Source organism: Planctopirus sp. SH287 (assembly GCF_056500625.1).
In genome coordinates this window covers 2,405,257-2,430,459 of the sequence record NZ_CM151403.1, presented here as the reverse complement: position 1 = coordinate 2,430,459, position 25,203 = coordinate 2,405,257, and the positions used below count along the sequence as shown (strand labels likewise).

Annotated in this window: 17 protein-coding genes; 5 read left to right on the top strand and 12 right to left on the bottom strand. The window is 53.3% G+C overall.

The window, feature by feature from the left end; all coding sequences use genetic code 11:
* The first annotated feature begins 33 nt into the window (after positions 1 to 33).
* Entirely contained in the window at positions 34 to 1,500 is a 1,467-nt protein-coding gene (locus tag SH287x_RS09115; protein WP_479518390.1) for a flavin monoamine oxidase family protein, read from the top strand.
* 156 nt (positions 1,501 to 1,656) lie between these two features.
* Here the strand turns inward: SH287x_RS09115 and SH287x_RS09110 are convergent, their stop codons facing one another.
* The 4 genes from SH287x_RS09110 to SH287x_RS09095 all read right to left on the bottom strand — a co-directional run bounded on the left by SH287x_RS09110 (position 1,657) and on the right by SH287x_RS09095 (position 6,115).
* On the bottom strand, positions 1,657 to 2,622 hold the full coding sequence (locus SH287x_RS09110) for an SRPBCC domain-containing protein (RefSeq protein WP_479518389.1): 966 nt from the start codon (positions 2,620 to 2,622) through the stop codon (positions 1,657 to 1,659).
* Entirely contained in the window at positions 2,606 to 2,977 is a 372-nt protein-coding gene (locus SH287x_RS09105) for an ArsR/SmtB family transcription factor (protein ID WP_479518388.1), read from the bottom strand. The genes SH287x_RS09110 and SH287x_RS09105 overlap by 17 nt, the downstream gene beginning before the upstream one ends.
* A 301-nt stretch (positions 2,978 to 3,278) precedes the next feature.
* A complete protein-coding gene (locus SH287x_RS09100) occupies positions 3,279 to 4,904 on the bottom strand; it encodes a hypothetical protein (protein WP_479518387.1) in 1,626 nt (541 codons plus the stop codon).
* Positions 4,905 to 4,909: 5 nt separating this feature from the next.
* Positions 4,910 to 6,115, bottom strand: a complete 1,206-nt coding sequence (locus SH287x_RS09095; protein ID WP_479518386.1) for a hypothetical protein — start codon at positions 6,113 to 6,115, stop codon at positions 4,910 to 4,912.
* A 490-nt stretch (positions 6,116 to 6,605) separates the two neighbouring features.
* Between SH287x_RS09095 and SH287x_RS09090 the strand changes: the two genes are divergently transcribed.
* Positions 6,606 to 10,082: an FHA domain-containing protein gene (locus tag SH287x_RS09090; RefSeq protein ID WP_479518689.1), complete on the top strand. Its 3,477-nt coding sequence runs from the start codon at positions 6,606 to 6,608 to the stop codon at positions 10,080 to 10,082.
* Between the two features lie 184 nt (positions 10,083 to 10,266).
* Here SH287x_RS09090 and SH287x_RS09085 read toward each other — a convergent pair whose 3' ends face one another.
* Together SH287x_RS09085 and SH287x_RS09080 are read right to left on the bottom strand one after the other, a co-directional pair.
* A complete protein-coding gene (locus SH287x_RS09085) occupies positions 10,267 to 12,135 on the bottom strand; it encodes a hypothetical protein (protein WP_479518385.1) in 1,869 nt (622 codons plus the stop codon).
* Positions 12,136 to 12,426: 291 nt separating this feature from the next.
* Positions 12,427 to 13,179: a glycosyltransferase family 2 protein gene (locus tag SH287x_RS09080; RefSeq protein ID WP_479518384.1), complete on the bottom strand. Its 753-nt coding sequence runs from the start codon at positions 13,177 to 13,179 to the stop codon at positions 12,427 to 12,429.
* A 666-nt stretch (positions 13,180 to 13,845) separates the two neighbouring features.
* Here SH287x_RS09080 and SH287x_RS09075 point away from each other — a divergent pair.
* The gene (locus tag SH287x_RS09075) at positions 13,846 to 14,466 is read left to right on the top strand and encodes a hypothetical protein (RefSeq protein WP_479518383.1); all 621 of its coding nucleotides are present in this window, start codon (positions 13,846 to 13,848) and stop codon (positions 14,464 to 14,466) included.
* 134 nt (positions 14,467 to 14,600) lie between these two features.
* Here SH287x_RS09075 and SH287x_RS09070 read toward each other — a convergent pair whose 3' ends face one another.
* A complete protein-coding gene (locus SH287x_RS09070; protein ID WP_479518382.1) occupies positions 14,601 to 15,602 on the bottom strand; it encodes a CPBP family intramembrane glutamic endopeptidase in 1,002 nt (333 codons plus the stop codon).
* Complete coding sequence (locus SH287x_RS09065; protein WP_479518381.1) at positions 15,599 to 16,915, bottom strand: hypothetical protein; 1,317 nt, start codon at positions 16,913 to 16,915, stop codon at positions 15,599 to 15,601. The genes SH287x_RS09070 and SH287x_RS09065 overlap by 4 nt, the downstream gene beginning before the upstream one ends.
* Positions 16,916 to 17,556: 641 nt before the next feature.
* Between SH287x_RS09065 and SH287x_RS09060 the strand changes: the two genes are divergently transcribed.
* Positions 17,557 to 18,492, top strand: a complete 936-nt coding sequence (locus SH287x_RS09060) for a serine O-acetyltransferase (protein ID WP_479518380.1) — start codon at positions 17,557 to 17,559, stop codon at positions 18,490 to 18,492.
* A 91-nt stretch (positions 18,493 to 18,583) separates the two neighbouring features.
* A complete protein-coding gene (locus SH287x_RS09055; RefSeq protein WP_479518379.1) occupies positions 18,584 to 19,444 on the top strand; it encodes a YggS family pyridoxal phosphate-dependent enzyme in 861 nt (286 codons plus the stop codon).
* 63 nt (positions 19,445 to 19,507) lie between these two features.
* Here the strand turns inward: SH287x_RS09055 and SH287x_RS09050 are convergent, their stop codons facing one another.
* From SH287x_RS09050 to SH287x_RS09035, 4 genes are all read right to left on the bottom strand, one after another.
* Positions 19,508 to 19,771, bottom strand: coding sequence for a hypothetical protein (locus SH287x_RS09050; RefSeq protein WP_479518378.1), 264 nt, complete (start codon positions 19,769 to 19,771; stop codon positions 19,508 to 19,510).
* Between the two features lie 198 nt (positions 19,772 to 19,969).
* Positions 19,970 to 20,632 carry an HYExAFE family protein gene (locus tag SH287x_RS09045; protein ID WP_479518377.1) on the bottom strand — a complete coding sequence of 221 codons (663 nt, stop codon included), beginning with the start codon at positions 20,630 to 20,632 and terminating at the stop codon, positions 19,970 to 19,972.
* Positions 20,633 to 20,988: 356 nt separating this feature from the next.
* Positions 20,989 to 22,401 carry a type I glutamate--ammonia ligase gene (glnA, locus tag SH287x_RS09040; RefSeq protein ID WP_479518688.1) on the bottom strand — a complete coding sequence of 471 codons (1,413 nt, stop codon included), beginning with the start codon at positions 22,399 to 22,401 and terminating at the stop codon, positions 20,989 to 20,991.
* Between the two features lie 241 nt (positions 22,402 to 22,642).
* On the bottom strand, positions 22,643 to 25,192 hold the full coding sequence (locus SH287x_RS09035) for an excinuclease ABC subunit UvrA (RefSeq protein ID WP_479518376.1): 2,550 nt from the start codon (positions 25,190 to 25,192) through the stop codon (positions 22,643 to 22,645).
* Positions 25,193 to 25,203: the final 11 nt, after the last annotated feature.

Below are 25,203 nucleotides of genomic sequence, written 5' to 3'. Positions count from 1 at the left end.
CTTCCTGTTTCCCAGACACAAGGCGGGCCAGCTTTGGAACGGACACGCGCGAACAAGCTCAATCGACGGCGTTTTCTTGCTCAGGCAGGTCTTGTGGGTGGAGCAGGGGCTGTCATCACTCAGTCCAACCCTCAAATTCTTCAGGCTTCGACCTCCAGAACGCGGCGAATACTTGTCCTGGGTGCTGGCATGTCTGGATTGACGGCTGCTCTCGCACTCCATCGTCAAGGGCACGACGTCCAGGTTCTTGAGTATCAGAACCGGATTGGCGGACGACTGATCTCGATTCCTCTCAAGGATGGACAAACGACCGAAGGAGGAGGCGGACATTTTCGCACCAACATGCCGCTCGTCTGTGGCTACATCAGTAAGTTTCGGTTGCCACTGATCGCCATGAATGATGGCTGCCCGAGATTTCATGTGACAGGACAGATTGGAGATGCCAATCTCACCAAACCCTGGCCATGGCAACTTCATCCCAGCGAACGAAATGTCTCCTTGCCATCGCTGTTGGCCAATGCACTCGTCAAAGCTGGGGTCAATCTCAATACGGTTCTTGATTCTCATTGGCCGAATCCCCAAGAGCTGGAACGACTCGATCCACTGACCCTCAAGAATCTGATGCAGTTGACGGGGGCGTCTGAGGCTTTGATTCGACTCGTCGACGCTTATGCAGCCGAGGCCACAATCGACACGGCTGTTTTGGCCCTTCTACCTGATCTCGCTTATCACTTTGCAGATCGGAATCTTTTCCGAATTGCCGGCGGCAACGAGCGTTTACCACAAGCCATGGCACAAGTTCTGGGAAATCGCGTTCATCTGGGCATGCCCGCAGTCTCCATCCGGCAAACAGCCCGCGAAATCTCGGTGGTGACCAAAGATGGGCGCACTTGGAATGCCGATCAAGTCATCAGCACGATCCCGTTTCCTGTCCTGCGCGAAATGGAGATCACTCCCCGACTTTTACCAGGCAAGCAGGCTCTGGTTGATCAACTCGAGTGGTCTCCCGTCGTCAAAGTCTATGTGCAGACCCGCACACCCCATTGGCTCAAGCAAGGCGTGCACGGCTGGCCAATGGCGGCTTCTGATCGCCCCTGGGAACGAGTGATTGACATCACTGGAAATGAGCCTGGGGGGCATGGAAACATCTTCTTTTACCTGACAGGAAAGAATGCCGAAGACTACCTCAAGCAGCCGAAAGAAACCCGAGCCAGATCGATTGTCCAGCTGTTTCAAGATGATCTTCCCGGCTTGATTGACGAAGTCATCACCGTGGGTGAGTTTTCTTGGCCTGATCAACCCTGGATCAAGGCCGCATTTGCCAATCTCCCCCTTGGTGCGGGATGGATGATTCAGGAGTGGCAAATCCCCGAAGGCCGACTGCATTTTGCAGGCGATTTCACCACTCTCAAATCCGGGTGGGTGGAAGGAGCCATTGAGTCTGGCCTGAGAGCTGCCCGGCAGATCGACCCACAAGCCAAACCCGAGTTCGAAGTTTGATCATCAGACTGGGGTAAACACTCTGCGTTAAACGATCAGTCACCCATCCAGTTCGCCACACACAGTTCGTCAAAGCCGCATTAGTCTAACCCTGCGCCCACAGTTCGTGAGTAAGTCAGATCCGTCTCATGATTGAGTCTACTCACCATCAGCAGGTCACATTTCGCTGGCCACTGCGGAGATCATAGTCTCCAGCTTGTCGAATGAGCCTGTCCAGCCTTGTGTCATGCTGGCCCGTGTTTTCAGAAAGGCGATGACTTCTTCAGCCGACACGGCACCGACTGGTGTTATGGTCACAGTGACTCGTGTCGTGAAATCATCCTCAATGGCCAGCAGGACTGTCGCCAGCATCGCTTCCGGAAAGACCGGTAGCCCCGGATGGCGGGCTGCTTTTTCTTCTTCATCACAGAACTGCTGAACATAGACAATCCGGCTGGGATGACTCACCTCCCGATAGTCGAGCCTTCCGTAGAATGTCACGTCAGCCAGATTGCTCATGCGGAAGAAACAGTCTCCACCGTCGCGAACATCCTCCCGCAGGATGTCCATTTTGAATCCCTCTGGTGGCAACCACTTCGAGAGATAATTCGGTTGAGTCCACATCTTGAAAACGAGATCGATGGGCGCCGCGAAACTACGATTGATGACGAAGCAGTGTTGCCCATTTTTCTTCTCAGCCAGGAATTCGCCCAAACGATCCCATGTTGCGTTTCCGCCGGCTGCTTTGATGAACTTGCGAGTGGCTTCTGCTTCTTCAGCAGTCGGCAGAGCCATCGTCATCTGCATTGTCGTTTTTTCGTCCAACTCGGAAAATAATACCGTGACTCGAAAGAGCGGTGGACGGTCATCGTAGCCGCCATGGTCATAGATCAGTTTCTTGTGTTTCTCCACGACGTGATAAAACGCCTTGTTGGGATAATCGGTTCCATCTGGCCCGTGCATCGTGTAGTGCCAGATTCCTCCCGGCCTTAAATCCTTGCTGTGAGTGGTCAGTGTAAAACCGCGAGGCCCCCACCACAGGGCCGCCTGGTCAGGATCTGTCCATGCCTCCCAGACGGTTTTCAAAGGGGCATCGTAGATACGTGTGATCGAAATCTCGTTCGGATTATTTCTGGCCACCATCGGACTTTTCCCTTTTCGATTTCTTGGGTTTTGCAGTGACGGATTCCAGGTAAGCTTCAAGCCTGTCGAAGCTTTCTTCCCACATCTGCCGGTATTGCTCGAGGAACTCGACAGTGTCCTTGAATCCTTCGGGGTTCAGATCACAGAGTCGACGCTGAGCAGACTGGGTTTTCTTAACCAGCCCGGCACTCTCGAGCACTTTCAGGTGCTTTGTCACAGCGGGCAGACTCATTTGCTCTAAAAATGGCGCTGCAATTTCCGACACACTTGCCTGGCCATGAGTGAGCCTGGCGAGCATCGCCCTTCTGGTTGGGTCGGCCAGTGCAGCGAACTTCTGACTGAGCTGATCCTGCATGAATGAAGCCTGTGAAACCATCCTGTTAATTAACTTGTTGGTTAACATTAGGTCTGAAGGAGTGGCCTGTCAAGCAGAAGGTTCATCGCAGCCAGAAAATGATGCAGGTGGTTAACCATCAATTGAGGCAGAAACTCGCTCATCCTCTGCACCGCGATGCACTGCATTCTGTGGCAATTTCAGAGGCTTCTCCCATGAAGCGAAGGGATCGCCGTTGTGCGTATTGATCAGCAGGGCACAAGTATGGTTGTAGGCGAGATCATGCTGATGAGCCTGTATCACGCCGATATGACAGTGCGACTCAATCGGCGGAATAAAATGTGTTTAAGCGAAGGTTCTGCCCGCGGGTGGCCGTAAATTCCAGCACGAGGCGGCTTCCCCCTTCACCATAAATCCAGTGTTCCACCGGGCCGGTTCCCATGACGAGACGTGCGCGTTTGGAAGGCAATCCCAACATCGATTTCGCTTGTTCCATGGTCATTCCTTTCGCCAGAGCGGGAATTGGAACAACTGGGCGTGCTGTCATGTCTTCATGAAATTTGCCGCGAACCCATTTGCCACCTTGTAGCTGATAACCCAACCCCTCAAACGTCTCTCGCAATGTGATGTCGTCAGGATGTTTCTGCCAGCCGGTGTGTAGGATCGCCATCGCTCCCTGTTCATCGCCATAAACCACACGATGATTTTCAGACATCCGAATCACCCCCGGCCCACCTTGAACCGCAGATAACTCGGCTCGGTGCCCCATCCACTGACGCCGGACTTGGTCGGCAACATCGGCTTTGCGCCGCGATTCAAGATCCTTAGCAAACTCCAGAAGTTCGTCTCGGGTCATGCTATTAAGTCGTGCTTTACGATAACTATCAAACTTCGCTATAAATCGATCACTCTCGCTGGCCCTTTCAGGCAGTCGAGTCCGCCATTCCTCTGCGATTTCGACGCCATTCCGGCCATCAGGAGCTAATTGGGCCTCCAGTTCAGCGGCGGTAACCGCGATATATAGCCGGCGATGCCATAATTTCCGGGCAGCATCATCCCCTTCAGCATAGTTGGAAATGACTTCCGAGTTCTGCCAGTCAACTTCGCTCCAGCGCGCCAAGGGAGTCTTGGTGCCCTGGAACTGCCGTTCAATATTAGCGGCCACATCAGCAAGTGTCCCCGCTTCACGTTGAGGATCACGGAGCAGGGTTGTGACAAGTTGCCACGCACTTTCAAACTGCAATTCCATCGCATAGCGTTCATCAAGTTTGAGAGTTCGGGCTTTCTTTGCCAGGTTTTCCAATTGCTCGGGAGTGCGAGGATCCAGGAGACGCACTTCGGCTTGAAGACCACGTTGCCGGGCATTGACCGCTAACGACAGTAACTCGGCATCATGGAAAAACGTGGCTCGTGATTCGGCCCAGTCTGCCAGTTGATACCAGGGGGCCACATCGTTCACACGGATTTGCCCTGCCCGCAATCGATACTCTTCGCCATCACCGGGAACCAGCGTGATGCTGGCAACCTCAAACTGAAGTTTCTCGGTATCCCGATCTTTTCGGAGCGATCCTCGAATCAGTGCGCTTTTCCCACTCGAGACTTTCCGTGCGTCTTCTTCCCGTAAAGAAAATGGTAACGGGCAGCGAGCCAGCCTCATCAGATTTTTGGAAAGGGATGAGATCCGCCCTTCAATGGAAAGGGGGGTATCCACCAGTGATTCCCATTTGTCTTTCATCGAAGTGAATTTTTCGGTTGACCACGCTTCATCGTTGGAAAAAGCCATTCCAGTGTTCAAGAACACCAGATTGATCCCTAGCCAAAAAATGATACGGAAAAAAAATCGCGTCGGGCCTGTTGTTAAGTCAGACAACGGAGAGCGTTGCGGCGACATCAGTCCGCAGACAAAGCCGTAATGTGGTATCCGCATAAAGATGGATTGAGCCAACATGGTCATTACTCCTTGAGTCCCAGTGCGTCCGCTTGACGGCGAAGAACTTCACTCGTTTCCTGTTGAAGTTCCGCATCTGGTGTGTGTAGCCCCAGAGTCTCCAGAATGTCTTCATGCACCCACGGACGGAACGAATCGCCACGCAAGATGATTCGGAGTTTTTGGTTATCCTCAGGAAGCTCAATCTCCTGGATCTGCCCCGCAGCAATCATCCGTGTCGAGTTCTCTCCGTTGAGAAACAAAGATTTATTCGCAGAAGGTTCAACAAGCACAGCAACATCGTGACCAGAGACCTGTAAGGGTAAATCGAAAATCCAGCGATTCGACGATGCGGGGTCAGGCTCTGCGTGGGCGTCAAATATCAGCCACTTCCCGGCATAGTGTCGACGAACCTGGTCTTTCCATTCACGAGAGAACTGCTTGCCTCGCAGATCGGGCAAGCCCTCTTCAAAAGGTGTGGAAACCAGATTTGCTGCCGCATGAACCTCGGCGTAAGTCTGTCGAACCATGCGTGCAGTCCCATGATTCAGCCCGAGTTGATCCAGTGCCCGGACAGCACGCCCCAATTGAGTGTCAGCCTCGAAAAAATCACCCTCTTTCAAAGCCGCCATCCCCGCTTCAGTCGCCTGATCCACGATTTGCCGGGCCGATGACAAGGCTGCCTGTCGCCACAAGACCATTCCAGCAATGATCAGCACAGCCACATTCGAAGCGAGAACCGTGTGCCAGACACGCCATGATTTTTGAAGTTGTGTGAACCTTTCAGTCAGGCGTTCACCAGTTGACTCAACCAGTGACGGAGTGACCGGTTCAGGTGGCGGAGGTTCCACCGGCAAAGGTGGCGGCTTGATCTTGCGACCAATCGCCTTTGCCCCTTTGACAATGGGCGCTTCCGAAACTGTTGACGACTGAACGTCTTCGTCGAATCGATGAGCGTTCTGATCTTTGATTGAAGACTTGTGATCTGTCGTTGATTCGGATGATTCCTTCCCTTTGCCTGTTCCCCCCGATTGATAAGGAATGGCGGAGGGATAAACATTCAGCGGCAGGATGAAAACTTTTTGGCCGCATTGAACACAGGGAACGAACTGGTGAACCTTGAGCCTGTCTCCCGTAAGCACGTTGCCGCATGGGCAGGCAAGTTCAAATGGAATTTCCGGGGGATTTTCCGTCATTGCTGGCTTTTTTGACGCACCAAACCAGCCCGGCATGAAACTCACCTCATGATCGAAAATTGAGTCTACGGTCATACCACAAGCACCAGATTGCGGTATCAGTCAACAGAACGCCTGCCAGAACAGTTTTGGTTCAGTGCCCTGAATTCCCATTTGTAACGCGATTCAGGACAGGCAATCCACTGAGGTTCAGGGTCAGTGACCGGTTGAATCCTGAACAGACTTATTATTAGCAAGCGATACACTCTGTTCAATCTTTGATCCGGGAATCGTCAGAATCGTCACAGTATGAAAAGTTGACAGGCAGACAAAATGAATGTTGCGTTTGTTCAACGTCTTAGCCAGCACGCGTCTCCTCAAAAGCTATAGGGCTACTGGAGCATCTGACAAAATCCATGGTGCATGTCTGGAAATGCCGAAGCCTTCGTCGTTTCAGTCGCATCGGGGTTTTGTGAGATCAGACAAGGGGCTGTTATCGCAAACAGGCCCCAAACTCGCGGATTGAGGAGCACCAGGCGTGACGACCATGATTTCCCCCATCGCATTTCAGCCCAAACAAGTAGAAAACACCGGAGCCTTTGTCCTGGTGCCGACTCTTGGAGGATCTCCCTGGATTTTGCGGCGTGGTCGGCATGTGATTGGCAGTGGCCCGGAAGCCTCTCTTCTTCTGGCCAGCGAAGGCATCAAACCACAGCATGCTCTTCTGATCGTGGGGGCAAACTCCGCCATCATCAAAGCCTGGGATTCAAGAACCTGGATCAATGATGGCCCTGTCAAAGAAGCCACCCTTCGCCCCAATGACCGTTTAACCATCGGGCCATGGACGTTTCGCTTTCGCGCAGCCACTGCCGACGAACTTCTTCAGTTCATCCCGGAAAACGGCAACGAAGCTTCCCCCACAAAGCTTCCATCAGAATCAGCCATGAATTCTCCCGTGGGAAATTTCTCACCACCGGATACTTCGACGGCTCAGCCATCCTCTTTACAGGAAACTCTCGTTGCCAGTCATGACATCGCCAGTCATGACATCACCAGTGCTGACATCGTCGATGGCCCCCTTAAGTCCGGCAAGCATGAGTCAGGCATCTCCGAAGTGATTTTAGAGACTCCCGAAGTGCGGAAGGGTCATCTCATCCCTCCTTCCGCCCCCATGGCGTCTGAAACAAAGTCACTACTGGAAAACGAGCTTCAGAGAACGCTGGCTTCGGTTATGGAGCAACGACTCCATCTGGAGAAAATGACGCTCGACCACGCCGAGTCTCATGCTGCAGAACGGGCCAGAATCGCCCAGCAGCGAGCAGAACTTGAACGCCTGCGGACGCAATTAGTTCGTCGTGAAACAGAATCAGCCGTGCGTTTGCAAGCCATCGAGGCCACAGAAGCGGCTCAGCAGACGCTCCGCAAGGAACTGGAACGGACACAGATTTCATTACTCCAGCGACAAACAGAAATCGCTGAAAACGAACGCCAATTCCGGTTGAAGACTCAAGAACAGGAAGCTCAGCGGGACGCCCAGCGAGCAGCGTTTGATCGCCGGGAGGCTGATCTTGCCGCCAGTCTTTCTGATTGCAGCCAGCAGCAATCCGCGCTGAATGATTTTAAGAACACATTAGCAGAGCGAGAGTCAAAACTGCGCGATGAACAGGCCCGATGGGAAGCGGCCTACACCACTCAGAAAGCGGAATGTGCTGATCTTGACGCCCGACTCTCGCAGTTGGAATCATTGGCGGAAGAGATGGCTCTGAAAGAGCAATCTCTGGGTCGGCTGGAAGCCTCGTTATCCGCCCGGAATTCTGAGTTATCGTCGCAGCAGGCGGAACATTCGCAGCGGGAAGAATTGCAACTGCAACTGGATCAGTCAACAGCCTCTCAGAAGGAACAACTGGCACAGGAAGTGGCTCAATTCGCAGTTCGTACGAGCGAATTGGCGGCTCAGCAGGCAGATCTCAACGAGCGTCTCCATGCGGTCGAAGTTCGCGAAAAAGCATTGGCCTGTGAACGCACCCGAATTGAAGAACTGGCAGCGTCATCCCGTGCCGCCCTGCTGGAAGAACAGTCTCAACAACAACAAGCCTGGGATCGCTGGGATGAATCCATGCGACGAACCCTGGCCGATCTGCGCACACAATCCGAAGAACTGGAGCAGAAGCGGGCCGAGTGGGAAACTGCGCAGGAAAACGCCATTGCGTCTCAGACATCTCTCAAGGAACACGCAGCCACGCTTCATCAGGCCAGTGCCGAGTCCTCAAACGAACCCGACACAATCAGTAATGTGGCCGTTGCTCAGGCCATTGATGAAGAAAATTCAGTAGATAATGGCCCAAAGGCTGACGGGACTGACAACGAGTCCCATGAAACAAACGCGCTGGACTTGTGCAATGAACTGATGGGACTCGTGGCCACCGAAACCGCTTCGGAAACAGCCATTGAAACTGAACCTGATCATACTGAGCAATATGCGCCGCTGGAGATGGCGGTCTTTGAAGAAACATCGCTGCATGATCAGCATTTTTCCCCACCAGGCACCATTCAGGGAACAGTGGACTGGCTCCCGGTGACCCCCGGTGAGTCCTATGTGGCCAGTACGGATCACGCCGAACAACCCGGCGCGACAGAGACCGATGAGATTCTTCGAGCTTCTTCGTACGAGCAAAATTCGTATGAAACCGAATCATCTGCGGCTGTGCCTGACGCAGCTCATGGTGACCACATTGAGTACGGACAGGCCGCCGTGCTGACAGCACCCATCGCAGATGAACCTGCCAACTTGATTGAGACAGAAAACTTCTCGGCAGCGACAGCCGCCACAGAGGACGAAGAAGAGTATCCCAACCGTTTCAGCGTGGCCCATCTTCTGGCCGCTGAAAGACTGGACGCTGAAGGTCAGGTGGCCGTTGACTCACCGCCGGCTGGTTCACTGGGGCAGGATTACCCATCTCACGGGTTTATCCCCGATAATAATACTTCAGGAATTTCCGTCGTTGACGACCATGGTTTTGGAGCACCTTTAGCCAGCCAGCGACTCTGGAGAGAGGCTGCTGCTGATGTCGAGCCAGAACTTGCACCAGTCGCAGGCACATCGGCTCATTCTTCACATGAGGCCGGCGAAGATCGTGTTTCCAACCTGCGTGCCGAACTGGCTCAACTGTTTGGCATCAATGATCTCGGAACCACCACAAAGAGTTCGCCAGAAAATCACCCGGAGGAAACTTCGTCGTCTTCAGAAAGCATTCTCGAATCAAGCAATACTGAGACCGATGAGGCACACTCAGAGAGACGCCCTTTAGCCGACTCGTTTGATCAAAACCAGGCTGATCCAACCGATACCGGACTCTCCTCATCAAGGTTGATGTCGGCGACAGAAACAGAATCAGCTTCGTCATCGGCCGCATCGAATCACGGCTCACAGTCACCAGCGATCCAGGAAGAAACGGCGGAAGAAGAGGACACTGTGGCCTCTTACATGGCGCGGTTGCTGGGACGTTACGGGCAGCGTTCTTCGATGAAAGATGAGACCACCAAAGAGGTGGTGCAAGAACAACCCCAAGCTCAAAAAGCAGTAGAAGCGTCTTCAATGTCGGAGAAGATCAAAGAAGAGACTCCTCAGGTCTGGAGCAATGAACCGCGTCATAAAGTCGACAAAAATGAGTTCCGTGCCCACATGGAATCAATGCGGGAGGTGGCCAATGTCTCTGCCCGAACGGCTGTCAAAAGCAGCCACTGGAAGCGGTCACGCATGCAGGTCATGGTTCGTGGAACTCTGGCTGCCGCTGCTCTGGCGACAGGGAGTGTCCTGCTGATGGGCACTTTCGCCAGTGGGCACCCTCAACTGGTGCAGGGAATCGGTGTTATGGTCGTTGGAGTCTACCTCCTCTTTGACACACTCCGCTCATTCCGACGAATTCAGACATCCAGCAAGTTGCAACAGGCACTTCCCGAGACCATGGCCAACGAATCGCTGAGTCCCGTCGAGGAAACCAGCCTCGCCGCAGAATCAGCCTGACAGTCTATCCGGAAGCCCTCCAATCCTTCTCCCTGAGGGAGAAGGTGACAGAAGGCCGGTTGAGGGGGATTGCCATTGGCGTTGGGGTGCCATTGGCAATGCGTTGTCAGAGGTTATCCGCCTTCCAGATATCAACGGTGCTATTTCAAGTTGCGATTTGTATGTCTGGTGTTATGAGAACGATTTACAGCCTTGCTGCTGTTCGCACGCTGGTGACCAGTTGATTGAGGGCCGATGCCGGGAACAGACACCAGGCAAATTCTCTCGACTTCAGGATCTGGTTGGCTTTGACCTCAGTCAAAAGAGATTCCAGGTCATCTTGAACTTGCGCAACCTGACTCTCCAGAAGTTTCAACAACTCCTGGCGAATTTCGTTCAGTCGCAGATACCGCTGGCGGTTGCGCTGACGACGAATGCGACGGGGCAGATGGCGGTCAGCACGAATTTCTGTCGCGTGCTGCTCTTCAAGAAGTCGATCCCGTTCGATGAAAAGTCCGGTCAGACGCTGGCACAAACTCGCTGAATTTTGCTTTTCCTGAGAAAGCGTATCACAGGGAGGCAAATGGCGCCACGGGTTTTGCTGAAGGTCTCTCAGGAGTGACTGATGCCGACGAACATCAGCCGGCGTGGAAGAAAACGGGCCACCCAAGGGAGCATAAAGCGTGGCGGAGACCGTAAGAAACTCAGGGGCTGGTCGCTGATCAATTTCTTCAATCAGCGCATCTGTCATTTCGTCATAGATGGCGCCGCCGATGCCGTGAATGAACAGGTCGCAAAGGTAAAGACGCGCGAACATAGTGGTCATCAATGCGCGCGAGCGGATCTTCACCCCGCGCTTGAACCACTGTCCCAATTGCTCGATGGCCTGCGTTTCATCTTCTGGATGAGCGGGGAGCAGACCAAGTCGGTATTGTGAAGTCGATAACTCCAGTTTGTCCCCCATCTGGCGGACAAAGAGACGCTCGCGATTGACCGGAACAGTGGCATTAACTGGACTTGTCCATGTCCAGAAGGGGACTTCCCAACGTGGCGAAGCCTCTTCGGCTTGTGACAGAACCAGGGGTGGTTCGATCAACAAGTCAGGAACGGGGCGTTGATGGCCACGGATCCCATTATCGCTCCGGTACTGCTGCACCACACGGTTATAAATTTCGTGATTCTGAGCCGCGTTTCTTAACCAGTGGAGCAGAAATCGTCGGAAGCTGAGGGTTTGTGAGACCCAGGAGAGCGGCACCTCCAGATTGGTAATTCCGACAGATCGCTCCCACTGATGACGAACAGAAGCGACGAGATCGCACAGTCGGTTGACAGCCGGGGTGTCGTTTCCCGTTCGCTCAAAGACAGGGTTATGGGCCTCAAGCTGAGTCAGCGCTGGCCGCATCAGATCGGGTTGGGTCGCCAACACGGGCTGGTAACCCCAGGGCGCCAATGCTTCAGCCATCTCCCCTGGGAATTTTTCAAACAGGGCTTTCTGGGGAGCACCCAGTTCTTCCCAAGGAACTGTGGGCTTTTTCTGATCAAATCCGACACTGCCGAGTTGCGGATGTTGGCGTGTTCCCGTGGGAAGGGCAACGGCAGTTGATTTGATCTCGTCACTATCAACAATCAAATTCAGCGCGACCGCAGCCCGACCTTGCTTGCGAAGGCTGCGCACCAGTGCGTCGGCAGCAATGTTTTTCGCCAGCACACCGGGATGAAACCATTCCGGTTGATGTCCTGTGCCAATGATCACATCGTCGGCGGTGATCCCAGTCCCTGCCAGATCGTGTTCCGACTCGAAATTGTGTTCTGACTCGAGGGATTCATCGTTGATGTCTGCGTGGCGTTCGATCAGCGATGTATACCGCTTGGCCAGCGCCAGGACCTCACTGCGAGCCAGACGACGATTTTCAGTTGAAAAAGACGGTGTGGCCCCTTCGTCTTCTTGCCCAGCCAGTTCCTGCTCTTCTTTTGAAAGGAGCAGGCGAGTGATGGTTTCGGAGAAGGAAGGAACTGCCAGCAATTCACCGTTTTGCTGCGGAGCTCGGAAACGGCGAACAGGCACTCGGTTCATCTCCGTGGTCATTGAGGCATTCATAAGGAAACACAGTATTAAATGGGAGCCGGGAAAATGATAGCACCCGCTGACTGCTGCATTGTCAAACTTGAAAAGCGGAGTTGAACAGGTTGTTAAGTCCGACAAAAAAGGGGATCACCTGATATCGAACCCCAAGCCATGCTGCGACACAGCACAACTGGGGACTTAACTCATGTTAGCTGCCGCCATTCGGATGGCAAACGCTGAACACCAGGGATGCCAACAAAGAGGAACGTCCTTCTGTGATTTTCCTGGTGCGTTTCTGAATTACTCCTGACGGGCAACAATTAACCCCACGGCTGCCTGTGCCTCGCGGATGACTCGCTGATAGTGAGCTTTTCGTCGGACGGCATCATCAAGTGATCCGCCGAAGGATCGCTCCTCTTCCAGATAAACCAGAGGAACCGGGAACTCCACGATTTTCAATCCGGCCGCAGCCGCTTGGACCCACAGCTGTAGTGGCATGGCGTAGCCAAGATCGGTGACATGGAACGTTTTCAGGGCCTCCACGCGATAGGCTTTGAACCCACAAAACGTGTCAGTCAGCTGGAGTTTCAACTCGGCGTTTAATTGCTCCGTGATTTCCAGGTTGATCCGGCGGCGATCGGCAGGTGGCAGGCTGTCACCCGCAAATTGCTTCAAATAGCGGCTGCCAGAAACGATATCCCAAGCCGGAGCGTCTTCCGGAAACAAGGCTTTCACCATTTCAGGGATCAATCGTGGTTCATGTTGACCATCACAATCAATGGTCACCAGCGCGTCATACCCTTGATCAATGGCGTAAAGAAACGCCGAACGTAAGCCCGCACCATAGCCGGCATTTTGCTCATGAGTGATGACATGAACGTCTGTGTGACGCGAAAGGGCCTCGGCGGTGCCGTCGGTGGAACCATCATTGATCACAACAATGTCATCGCTGAATTGCCGCACGATTCCCAGCACGTGATCCACATGGCGGGCTTCGTTGTAAACCGGAAGTGCCGTGAGAACACGATACTGTTCAAAAATGGGAGGTTTCATAATTGCTCGCTATCGGGCCACGTCGCAGCATCACTTTCTTGAATTATCGTTCAGAACAGGTCTGACGCCTGATGACTCCATGTGACGCAGAATGAAGGACTATTTTGCAGTTGTGAGGGGGCAATTGACTGAGAGAGTGTTTCCCTGAGTAGGCCATTGGTCAAAAAAAGGCTGGTTTGCGTGAAATCATTGCATTAATCCGTGTCATCTCTTCAATCCTTGCGGACGATTTCTCCCTGAATCTCAGGGAAGAAGAACCAAATCAGCCCTTTTCAAATGAAATTACCGACATTTTTTTGAAGCCTTACACCGCTTGACTGGTATTGCAGAGCCATCGCATCAGACAAGAAGCAGGTTTGATTTCCTGACGCCAGTTGAATCTGTTCTTACGTTCACATTCATCGAATGAGGTGTTCGATACCCGAAAAAGTCTACTAAGGCAGAATTCCCCAGAAAAGCGGGGGAGTCTCACCTGAAAAATGAAGTCGAGAGCAGTCAATTCTTGACCAGCGTAGAGATTGGGTCGTAGGCTATTGTGTAGACGGTGTTGAGGGGATCAATGGTGACAGGCCCTCCTTGATCACGGTCTTTAAGCTGATGAGCCACTCCATGAAACTTCCAAACTGTAGTGGCTGGCTTGCCGATTGTGTGAAAAGAGAATCGATCATGAATGCAAAATTTCAAACCGCCAGACACATGGCGTGGGCACTGTTCGTGATGAGTGCCAGTCTGATGGCCTCTTCGACAGTTCAGGCTGCTGGCATCGCCAGTACCGCCAGTGCCCTGGCGGCCGCTTCGCATACAACCAGTTCGGCCGCCACAGGCTGGCACCATGGCTGGGGATGGGGATATCGCGGCTATGGCTGGGGTTATAATCACCCGTACCATCGGACACCTTACCTGAATTTCGCCTACAGCCGGGCTGGCTGGGGCAATACTTACGGCTACGGCCCGTTTTACAGCTACTATGGTTATGGCTTCAACGGGCGTGCCCCTTATGCTTGGGGTTGGCCTTACCGGTACAGCTATGGCGGGTGGGGCGGCGCCATGTATGGTCGTCCTTACGCTGTTGCGGGAGGCGTTTACTCTCCTGGGTTTTATGGATACAGCGACGTGAACGGCTACAGCTATACCGCGTCCCGATACTATGCAGGCGCACCGATCACCGGCCCAGTCTTCACCACAGCCGGCTACACAGCGGGAGACTACGCCCCATACGTCTATTACGGCCAGTCACAGTATGCCCAACCCGCCTTGCTGGGCAATGGGATGAACTGCTGTAATTAGAGATAGGTAGCAGGCTGTTTGTCGATGTTTGCGATGTTTGCGTGGCAATTGTTGACGGGCTGGTTTCTCTGCTTTTCGTTTGATGGATTCCTCTTGCGGCGTGGTTCAGTGAGTGGTTTTGATTTTTGGTGTGATCAATCCATCCAGAAGCCGACGAACAGGTCGTAGAGGGCATGGCAGCCGACGGCAATCCCGAAGCCGCGGATCATCAGCAAGCCGCCAAAAAGACAGCCAGCCAGGCAGCGAAAACTAAAGGCTGACCAGACTTCGCGACTATTGGCAATATATTCCAACGTAGCGATCATCGAAATGCGATTTGTTTGAGAATCGACCTGCAAATAGTGGGCGGCAGCAAAGCACAGGCCACTGATCACAATGCTCGCAAACAAAGACATCTTTCTTGGTACGCCCAGAAAACGCCAGGCACAGTAAACCACTGGGACGAAGCACAGACGGAAAAGAAACTCTTCGTACAACCCCGCTCCCAGGCATGTCGCCCAATGAATTCGCGGTGCCGGATGAGGCCATGCATCGGCTGAAGGTGTCGCCATCTTGCCGGAAATATTTCCTGAGAGCTTGCCAGGATTCACATCGTAAAGCATCAAAGCGCGAGGGGAGTGCAGCAGGTCTTCGTAGTCTCCTTGCCGGGGAATATTCGCGAAGGGCGAATGGTTGCTTGCTTTGGGGCTTTGCAAAGGAGGGATTGCGGGCACGGAGTGTGGCGCTCTTGTTAGCTCGGAACCGGTAGGATTCAAGGGAGAGGGCGTCTGAGTCCATGGGAGCATCTGCCCCAGCATAATCAGTAACCCCGCGAAAACAGCGGCTTCCGCAAGCATGCCCCCGAGCACCGGGATTTTGACGCGCCACTTCTCCTGCTTCAGGATGTGCAGGCTCATCAACAGGAGCACAACGAGAGCCGGGGCGCACCAGCCTCTGGTAAAACCAAACCATGACAGTTGCGATCTCAGCCAGAAATCGACGCCATTGCGCAATGTCTGGTGGGATTCTCCACTGGCCGACATGACGCCCCATTCATAGGCCAGAATGACTGGAACAACAAACGCCAGGCTGGTCAGTGGTCGCGGAGCTTCAGTCCAGTATTCACTGTCTGGTTCATTTGACTGATTAAGGCTCATGGATGATCCTTCTCACCGGCATGAGCACTCAGCATCTGGCGTTGCTGCTTCCACCTTCTCATGGCATTCAAGCCACTGGTTCGCCTGGCCATCGCTTTGCGACTCAGCCAGTGCGGCCCGGCCAGTAGAGATTTTCCCGCATGGGTGCGATCGACGCGGAGTCGGCGGCCTTCAAAGCTGACAGAACGCAATTCGTCGATCAGTTCGGGGGTCAATTGCAGAGCCGCAGCGCGAACTTCAGAACGTGAGAGACGTCCTCGCAAGACCTCTTTCCAAAGTGTTCGAATCACCACGCGCCAGGGATTCCGGTCAAAAAAATCGGCGTTGGCCAAGTGCATCAATTCGCACAATCGCATCACCACCAGAAAACGATCAATGCCCGGTGCTGCCAGAGCGATGGCCCTTTCAAAATCAGGCATCTGGCGACCATTGACTGAGGGCTGGCTTTTTTCAGTCTGGTTTCTTTCAGTAACGTGGCTTCTTCCCGCAACGTGATGAAGACTGATCCAGGAGAGCATGCGGGGAGTGACATCTGGCACCGACGCCAACATGGCGGCACTGATTTTTGCATGATTTTTTATGTAGTCGGCCATCCCCACTGATGAGATTTTCTGAAGTCCGCCATGAACCGCCAGCAATGACCAGTCACAGAGCAGGAATGCCAGGGATTGATCGTGGAGTTCCCGCAGCGTCTGGTTTCGGTTCTCATGGGCGAGCGTGTAAGACAATTCAACTCGCACCAACGACTCTAAAACAAACTGTGCCGCAGTACCTTCACGGGAAAATCGGTGAGTTAGCCCCACATCACCATGCACACGATTGAGAAGGTTGAGTGGTGCGTGCCCTGCCGCCGGACGAGATGCAATTTCACTGACAATCTCCCGGCTGACTTCGAGAAAACCTGCCGCTGAATGCCGGGAGGCTGCTAACAATTCCCGACACCATGTTTCGCGACGTGCCCATTGAATCAGCAGTTGCTTGCCATCATTCAATTTTTGATCGAGAGAATCTCCGGGCAACATCTGGCGAATCAGTCGAAAAGCGGGAGCGACTGCCAGAGGTTGAACGGCATAGATCTGAAGTTGTGTCAGGAACGCCTGAAGCTGTGTGGCATATGCTTCATCTCGATCAACTGTCTCTGAAAAATCTTCACTTAGAAGCGAAACGGAGGTTTTGGGAGCTGAAACCGCAGGATGAGCCGGGGAGAGACTTGCGAATGATTTTTCAGCCTGGCCGACTGTCTCTGAAAAGACCCTGGCTGCCCGCAATGGAAGGTTCGGTCTCAATATCCGGGGATTGCTGGGACGTGGCATAAGATCCTGCCGATCTCCGAAGGGACTGCTGCATTCTCAAAGCTTAAAAGTAGGGTTGAACAGGTTGCTAAGTCCGACAACGGAAGACGTTGCGGCGACGTCAACCCGAAAACAAAGCCGTGACACGGCACCCCTCTTCCAATCCCAGGTAGGTCTTCCTGCAGGAGACAGTGCTTCAGGAGGCCGTGTTTCCAGTGGTACGTAAGGAACTGCCGGGATACCAGCAAATCGCTCTTTGGGAATCATCGACCGTCAATCACGGGAGAGAGAATGTGTCAAAATGTCTTTCTGGTGACGTAAGATCATTCATAACAAAAGCTTGCGTGGAATCGCCTGGTTTAAGCTCTGTCTGGCGGGATAAACTTTCTGGCAGAAAATGCGTGGTGTAAGAATTGCGATGAGGTGGCGGCTGGTAACTCATGTAGGACTGGCAGGATTTTTTCACGTCGGCGAGAATATCCGGTCGAACCTCATCGATGTGGCCGGTTCTTGTTACTGTTGCTGATAGCGACAAACAAGACAGATGATCAGGTCTCTTCCAGCGAAAGTGGTTGCGTCTGAAAAAATCCATGAAGTGGCGAACAACAAGTCCCCTTAAGGCGTCACTTCCCTCGCATTATGTTTTGATCAAGAGAATCAACATGGCCACTGACTTGCGGCTCAAAGAACAACTTCCCGAGATCACAGATCGAATCGTGGAGTCATATCATGACTTTGCCACAACTCATCATCTTGGGCATTGTCCGCTTCCCAGTACCGAGGCTGTTGTTGAGATTGCTCAGGATGTGCAGGAAATTTTATTTCCGGGTTATCGTCGTCGGCAAAATCTCCATCTTGGAAACGTCGTCTACCATGTGGGGGATCTGGTCGACAGTCTGCACGATCGACTGACGCAGCAGATGGCCCGCGCTTTGCGCCATGATTATCGCCGCAAGAATGGAATCAGCTGTGCGGATGAAACCCGCCTCGATTTTGAAGCTCAGGCGCAATGTAAAGCCATTGCGTTGCTAGAGTCGTTACCGAGATTGCGCCGCATTCTGGCATTGGATGTTCAAGCCGCGTTTGATGGTGATCCCGCAGCGGGAAGCCTGGATGAGATCATTTTCTGTTATCCGGGTTTGCACGCGGTCACGATCTATCGGTTTGCCCATGAGCTTTATCAGCTCGATGTCCCTTTAATTCCCCGGATGCTGGCCGAATGGGCGCATGGCCAGACAGGGATTGATATCCATCCCGGAGCACGGATTGGACATTCATTTTTCATCGACCACGGCACAGGTGTCGTGATTGGTGAAACGTGTGAAATTGCCAATCATGTGAAGCTGTATCAAGGGGTGACACTGGGGGCGCTCAGCTTTCCGAAGGATGAAAACGGAAACCTGCTTCGTCGTCATAAGCGGCATCCCACGATCGAGGATCATGTCGTTATTTATGCGAACGCCACGGTGCTTGGTGGGGAAACCGTGATTGGTGCGCATGCTGTCATCGGTTCCAGCGTCTCGCTTTCGCATAGCGTTCCCGCGAACACGATTGTCACCATTGAGAAGCCCTCGTTGCGGTTTCGGGAAGCAAGTTGAGTCCCCTGTTTTTGAGATCCCCTGTCAAGATTCCATCTGAGCATTTTTCCGCAGTCATCCGCGAACTTCGTTTCACGCCGGAAAGCGGCTTATGTCCATCTCTGACTCCATGTCGCTCATTGATCCTCAAAAACTGCAGGGGATTGCTCGTGGCACGGGGTTAATGGAAGCGGATGTCAGGCAACTGGCTGTCAACCTGGTGGATGTCAGGCAGCAGATGTCTCAGGCCTGTGAGGCAGTGGGACGTTCTTTGACAGAAGTAACGCTGGTCGCGGTCACAAAGTATGTCCCAGCACCCGTGATTGCGGCTTTATCTCTGCTGGGAGTCTGCGACGTCGGGGAGAGTCGGCCTCAGAATCTGGCACGTCGTCGCCAGGAAGTGGAGAAATTGTTTTCCCTTGATCCGGGGGGATCATCGGAACGACACAATTTGCGATGGCACCTGATTGGGCATTTACAGCGCAATAAAGCCGAACTGGCTTTAGCTACTGCGGACATGATTCACTCTTGCGACAGTGTCCGTCTCTACGAACGGCTCACTCATTTAGATGGCGTGCGAAGTTCACAACCACAACCCTTACGGCTCTTACTGGAAGTTAACATCAGCGGGGAAGAGTCAAAATCGGGCTTTTCTCCCGAGGAACTGCTCGGCTGGTGGCCTTCAATGGCGAAGGCCCCTGCCAGAAGTGCGCCTCCCGTGATGGGATTAATGACGATGGCTCCGCTGGATGCCTCTCCCGAGATTTTAAGGCAGGTCTTTTCTGGCTTGCGCGACCTGCGAAATGAGTTGCAAACCTTTTGTCCCCAATCCCCTATGGAGCATCTTTCCATGGGGATGAGTAGCGATTTCCCCATCGCGATCCAGTGCGGTGCCACGCTGATTCGGGTTGGCTCCCGGTTGTTTGAAGGTCTCTCGCCCGGTTGCTTCCTGGCGTCTTCTTCCGAGGTCTGACAGTCGTGATTAACGAGCCTGCGGACAAACTCAACAACCTGTCAGGACAGAGTGGTCGTCCCACTACATCCGGCTGCTGGCACGGCACACAGCAAAGAGGGCACCACCAACTAATGCCGCAAACAGCCCGGCGTCGAGCCAACTGATCTGCTGAACCGTCTGAATATTGGGAGAACCTTGAGCCAGCGCCTGGTCTGTGGAACTCACCCACAGCGTTAATCCCAGAACGATCGCCGCGACTGGCGATGTTCTCGCGGTTGACACTCCAGCGGTGGCAACATTTCTGAGACAAGTCAGGGAGTTGATCGCCGTTTTCTGCTCAGACATCGTATTTCCTTGATTGTCCGCCGGATTTCCCTGCTGGAAATTTCAATTTATAGCCACCGGAATACTCGACTCCTGGCTCAAATTCAAGAGCGGCAGGAGATGTCATTCGTTTTCTACAACAAGTGGATCCGCATTCCGATCGTTCGATGCCATGTTCATTAATAGAGTGGCTGACGATGAAACAGGAAGCTTTTAAGCTCAGCAGCACTTGGTCTGCGGGCAAGCCGGGGAGAGAGTGGCGGCGGGATTCGGACAGAGAAATTCATTCAACGAGAACTGAATCCCCCGAAAAGCTTTTGCGGGAGCCCACAACGTATCCCAGCGAGGTGAACGGACTTTGACCTGCTCCTGATAGTCTTCCAGCCAGACAGCCTGGAACGAATAATCACGACCGCGATGATGAAAACGATCGTCAAGTGAGGTCGATCGCGATTTTACCGATGTTCGCTCAGCGGTGCTGACTGATCCAGAGTTCAACGGCTTCGAGTCCACAGCCCGCTCTGAAGACTCAGGCATGTCGCAAGGTGCTAAACCATCATCAGAAAAAAGGCCGCTCACGTCGTAGGCAAACACCATCACCGCCCGAAACCCATCACCAAACAGGTTTTGCCAGGTCATCAGGCTGGAGAGGTCATCAGCCGTGATCCAGTTTTCTGACAGATGGGAACTCTTGGCTTTCCGGCCTTTGACTTCCACGAGCAAATGCTTTTTTCCCGGCGTATAAACCAGAAAATCCATCGATTTCAGACTGGCGGTGGCCAGCAGAGCGCGACGGGCTTCATCCACCGAAATGTAGGGGATTTTTCGCGAACGAAGATACATCTCAAAGGCGAGATCATAGTGGTTCCATCGCCGCGACATGCGTCATGTCCCTCAAGAAATCTCACACAACTTCTGTGCGTGCCGTTTTTGCCAGGCGTCCAGGGCGTTTCTCACAGGCACATCCGGTTGTGTCCTGCGTTCGGAGAGAATCAGTTGCCGTTGGGAATTGACCGTTCTCCACAAACACGGTGTCAATTCCCGATGAACAATCATCCATGATCATAGCAGAACTTTCTCAAAAGCCGGAGAAATTTTCCTTTGGCAATCTGGACTCAGTTTGTGAAATTTTCCAACCTCACCTTCAGGATCGCAACTGATGCCAGCGAAGCGGGACGTTTGATGAGTAACGTCTCGCTGGCTGGCATCGTCGGTTTCGCTGATAGGCTTCTAAGATTTTAGATATCGTAGTACATGGCGAACTCGAAAGGGTGAGGACGCTGCCGCAAGGCTTCGATCTCTTTTTCAGATTTATACCAGATCCAGGTATCGATCACGTCTTCTGTAAAGACATCACCTCGCAGCAGAAAATCGTGGTCTTTCCGCAGGGCGGCCAATGATTCTTCTAACGATAAGGGAGTACGTGCGACGTCGGTCAGCTCTTCGGGATCAAGATCATAGATATCTTTATCGAGAGGAGGGCCGGGATCAATCCGGTTTTCAATCCCATCCAGAGCAGCCATTAACATGGCCGACATCGCCAGATAAGAATTGCACGAAGGATCCGGACAGCGAAACTCGAAGCGTTTGTTTTCCGGGCGCGGGGAATGAACGGGAATGCGAATCGCCGCCGAACGATTGCGACTGCTATAAGTCAGATTCACCGGGGCTTCAAAACCGGGAACCAGCCGTTTATAGCTATTTGTCGTAGGGCAGGCGAAGGCCATGACGGCATAGGCGTGCTTGAGGACTCCCCCGATGGCAAATAAGGCGGTGTCGCTCAGGCCCGCATATCCAGAACCTGCAAAAAGGTTCTGGGCCTCTTTCCATAATGACAAATGAAGATGTAGCCCTGAACCGGCATCATTCCAGATCGGCTTGGGCATGAATGTGGCCGTTTTCCCATGCCGGGCCGCGACATTCTTGACGATATATTTATAGAGCAATAACTGGTCAGCGGTTTTTACCAGCGGGGCAAACTTCATATCAATTTCGCACTGACCCGCGGAAGCGACTTCGTGATGCTGGGCCTCGACCGCGACGCCGCATTCCTGAAGACGCAGCATGATTTCAGTACGAAGGTCTTGCAACGTGTCAGTGGGAGGCACCGGGAAATATCCCTCGCCGTAACGAATTTTGTGGCCTTTGTTGCCACCTTCTTCAATGCGCCCCCGGTTCCATTGACCTTCCTGACTGTCAATGTAATAGAAACTGTGTTGCTGGCTGCTGTCAAAACGGATGTCATCGAACACAAAGAATTCACTTTCAGGGCCAAAAATGGCCGTGTCGGCAATCCCGGTCGACCGCATATATCGCTCGGCTTTGCGGGCGACATTGCGTGGGTCTTTGGCGTAATCCTCTCGGGTGATCGGATCCTGAATGTTGCAGGTCATCGCCAATGTGCGGTTCATGAAAGGATCGACAAAAGCGGTCGACGCTTCCGGCACAACCAGCATGTCGCTTTCATTGATGGCTTGCCAACCCCGCATCGACGAACCGTCAAAACCAAAGCCTTCATCAAAGCTTTGTTCCGTCAGTTCTGTCACTGGGATCGTGAAATGCTTCTGCAAACCGGGAAAATCCATGAACCGCAGATCCACAGCGTAGATCTCGCGTTCGCGGCATAAGGCGAGAACCTCGCGGGGTGTCATTTCTGGCACGAAGGGCAACTCCTGGCGCTAGGAGACGTAACTTCAAAACAGCACTGTCACTCTATGCAAACGCTATACCAACAGGCAATGCTGCACTCAAGATGCACAGTCGAATGCTTTTTTCTCTAATAAAACACAAAGTGTTATGCCTGTTTTATGGGCATATTCCTCACCCCCTGCGCGACGCTCATGCAATGGCTGCCTCCTGGGTACGAATCTTTTGTTCACTATTTCCGAATTGTTAAGTCGGCACGGGAGGGCCTGAATACAGAATCTCGGCGCCAGGTGGCAGCGGGAATTTGCCAAGCGTGATCACCCAGTCGGCTGCGGGCACCAACAGAGGGTGACTGTCGGCCAGCCAGACCGTGTGTCCAATGTCGACCAGTTGATGGAAGCAATTGACCAGCATCGCAATATCGTTGTCGTGCAGCCCCAATGTCGGCTCATCACAGACATAAATCGCCTTGTCTGATGCCTTCCCCAATGCCATCGCCAACTTGAGACGCTGCCGTTCGCCCCCGGAAAGTGTGGCTAAACTCTGCCCCAGCGCCAGGTAACCTAAGCCGGTTCGAGACAGCATGATCAGCGGCTGAATGAGCTTTGCATTCCCTTTGAAAAAGCTGATTGCGTCGGTGGCAGTCAGTCTCAGAACATCGGCTATGTGCAAGCCCCGGTAACGAATCTCCAGCGCATCCCGGCGGTATCGTTGTCCAAGACAATTCGGGCAAGGAATCTCGGCTTCTTCAAAGTAGGCCAGATCGGCTTTCAAATGTCCCGCTCCACGGCATTGGTGGCATCGTCCACTACCAGGAACATGCAGGCTGAAAAAGCGGGCATTCAACTGCCGGGTTCGCGCTTCCTGTGTTTGGGCGAATAATGTGCGGATTTCGCCAAAAATCCCCAGCATGGCCGCAATCATCTGCGTTGGCGTGCCTGCCAATGGGGACGAATTCACCGACACCACCTGTTGGCCGGGGGGCGAAAGAGCGGGAATCTCTTCACTGTTGGGATCCAGACGGTGAGGGTCAAGAGAGTCAATGACCAGCGTCGTTTTGCCACTCCCTGGCGCACCATTAACGACACACAAAACCCCCAGCGGCATGGCCACAGAAAACTGCGAAAATTGTTTGAGCGAAATTGACTGTCGTTTGATCCAACCCGTCGGTTCGCGATAGTTCCTCGGCTTCTCAGGAGAACATGTCAACGGAATCGGCGGCTGCCGGGAAGGGCGACCTGCAAACACCACTTGCCCCCCGACTGCTCCCGCACCCGGCCCAAGTTCCACCAGAAAATCGGCGGCTAATCGTGCTTGTGGGTGATGCTCGACCAGAAGCAGGCTGTTCCCTTCTCGCTTCATGGCCAGAATGGCGTTCAAGACCAGTTTCGCCGTAGGCTCGTCTAATCCCGCTAACGGTTCGTCGAGCACATACAACGTCTTAACCAATCCCGACGCCAACAGGGGAATCAGTCTCGCCCGCCGGTTCTCTGTTCCCGAAAGATCACTGGCAACTCGCGCCAGTGGAATGCAAGAAATTCCCAATTCTCTTGCTCGCAAACAGCGAATGTGGATGGCTTCCCATAAGTGGTGATCACGACGCATCCCGTTCTTGATGTTCGCATCAGTCTCGAAATCATCCAGCCAGGCCAATAGTTCATCGGTACTTGAGTGAAGGGTTGCATCCCATGACTTTCCATGCACCTGCCAGGCTTGATGCAACAGGTTGATGGCCGCGCTGTCGGTCTGATGCGACTCCAGGTTTCTCATCACCGGCTCAGGGAATGTCAGCTGACAGGAATGGCATTTTAACGCAGAGGAAAACTGCTGGCAGTACCATGTCTTATTATCCAGAAGCTGTGGAACTGCTGCCAGGGGATCAATCGCCATCTCGCTCCAGAGGGAGAGGACTCCTTTTCCAGCCCGTAAAGCCACTTCACAACTTTCGAGGAGTCGCTCCACAGGTTGCTGACCGCGCACCAACCGATCAACGACCACAGCCACAATCTCCACATGATCAGGAAGTGGTTGCGTCAGGCTGACCAGTTGAAACGGCCGCATCGTGTCGCTGGCAGTTTGAGATTCCTGACTCGTTAGAAGTTCTTGGTCATCACAAACAATAGCCCGCAGAAACCCCGCCCGGCGGTACTCTTCCCATAAGGCTTGTTTCTGTTTTTTGATGGCAGCTTTGGTGGGTTTCTTGGGCTTAATTGTGGGCTTACTCGACAAATCAGCTGATGAGGTCTCTCCTGAAGTCATGTGGAGTGTTGAGTTGACGGCTGTCGAGTTGATGGCTGTTGAAGAGGCGACGGGAAAGGCAATGAGAAACCGTGTTCCCTCCGTCAGACTTTCCAGATGGTGCCCCAATCGAGCTGCAGAAATGGCTTCGACGGGACGACCACAGCCGGGGCAAACCAATGTTCCGTGCCGCAAATAAAAGGGCTTGAGGTGATCCGTAATGCCTGTCAAGGAGCCAAAGTTCTGCCTTTCGCCAGGGATTCGTGAATCGAGAGGACGAGCCTGTGCCCATTGCCTGAGTGCAATTGTCGGAGGGATGTTCTCCAGCCGATCAGCCGATGGCCGCTCAAATTTCTCAAGCTGCTGCCTTGTCGCCAGCGAGAAGGTTTCCAGGTATTTCCTTTGGCCTTCGACAAATAATGTGTCAAAAGCGAGGCTGGTTTTCCCGGAACCACTCACGCCCGTGACGACAATGAGTTCCCCCAAAGGCAGATCAAGATTGATCCCCTGAAGGTTGTGGACAGCAAGGTTGCGGATAATCATGTCAGGAGCGGTCATACGGATGATTC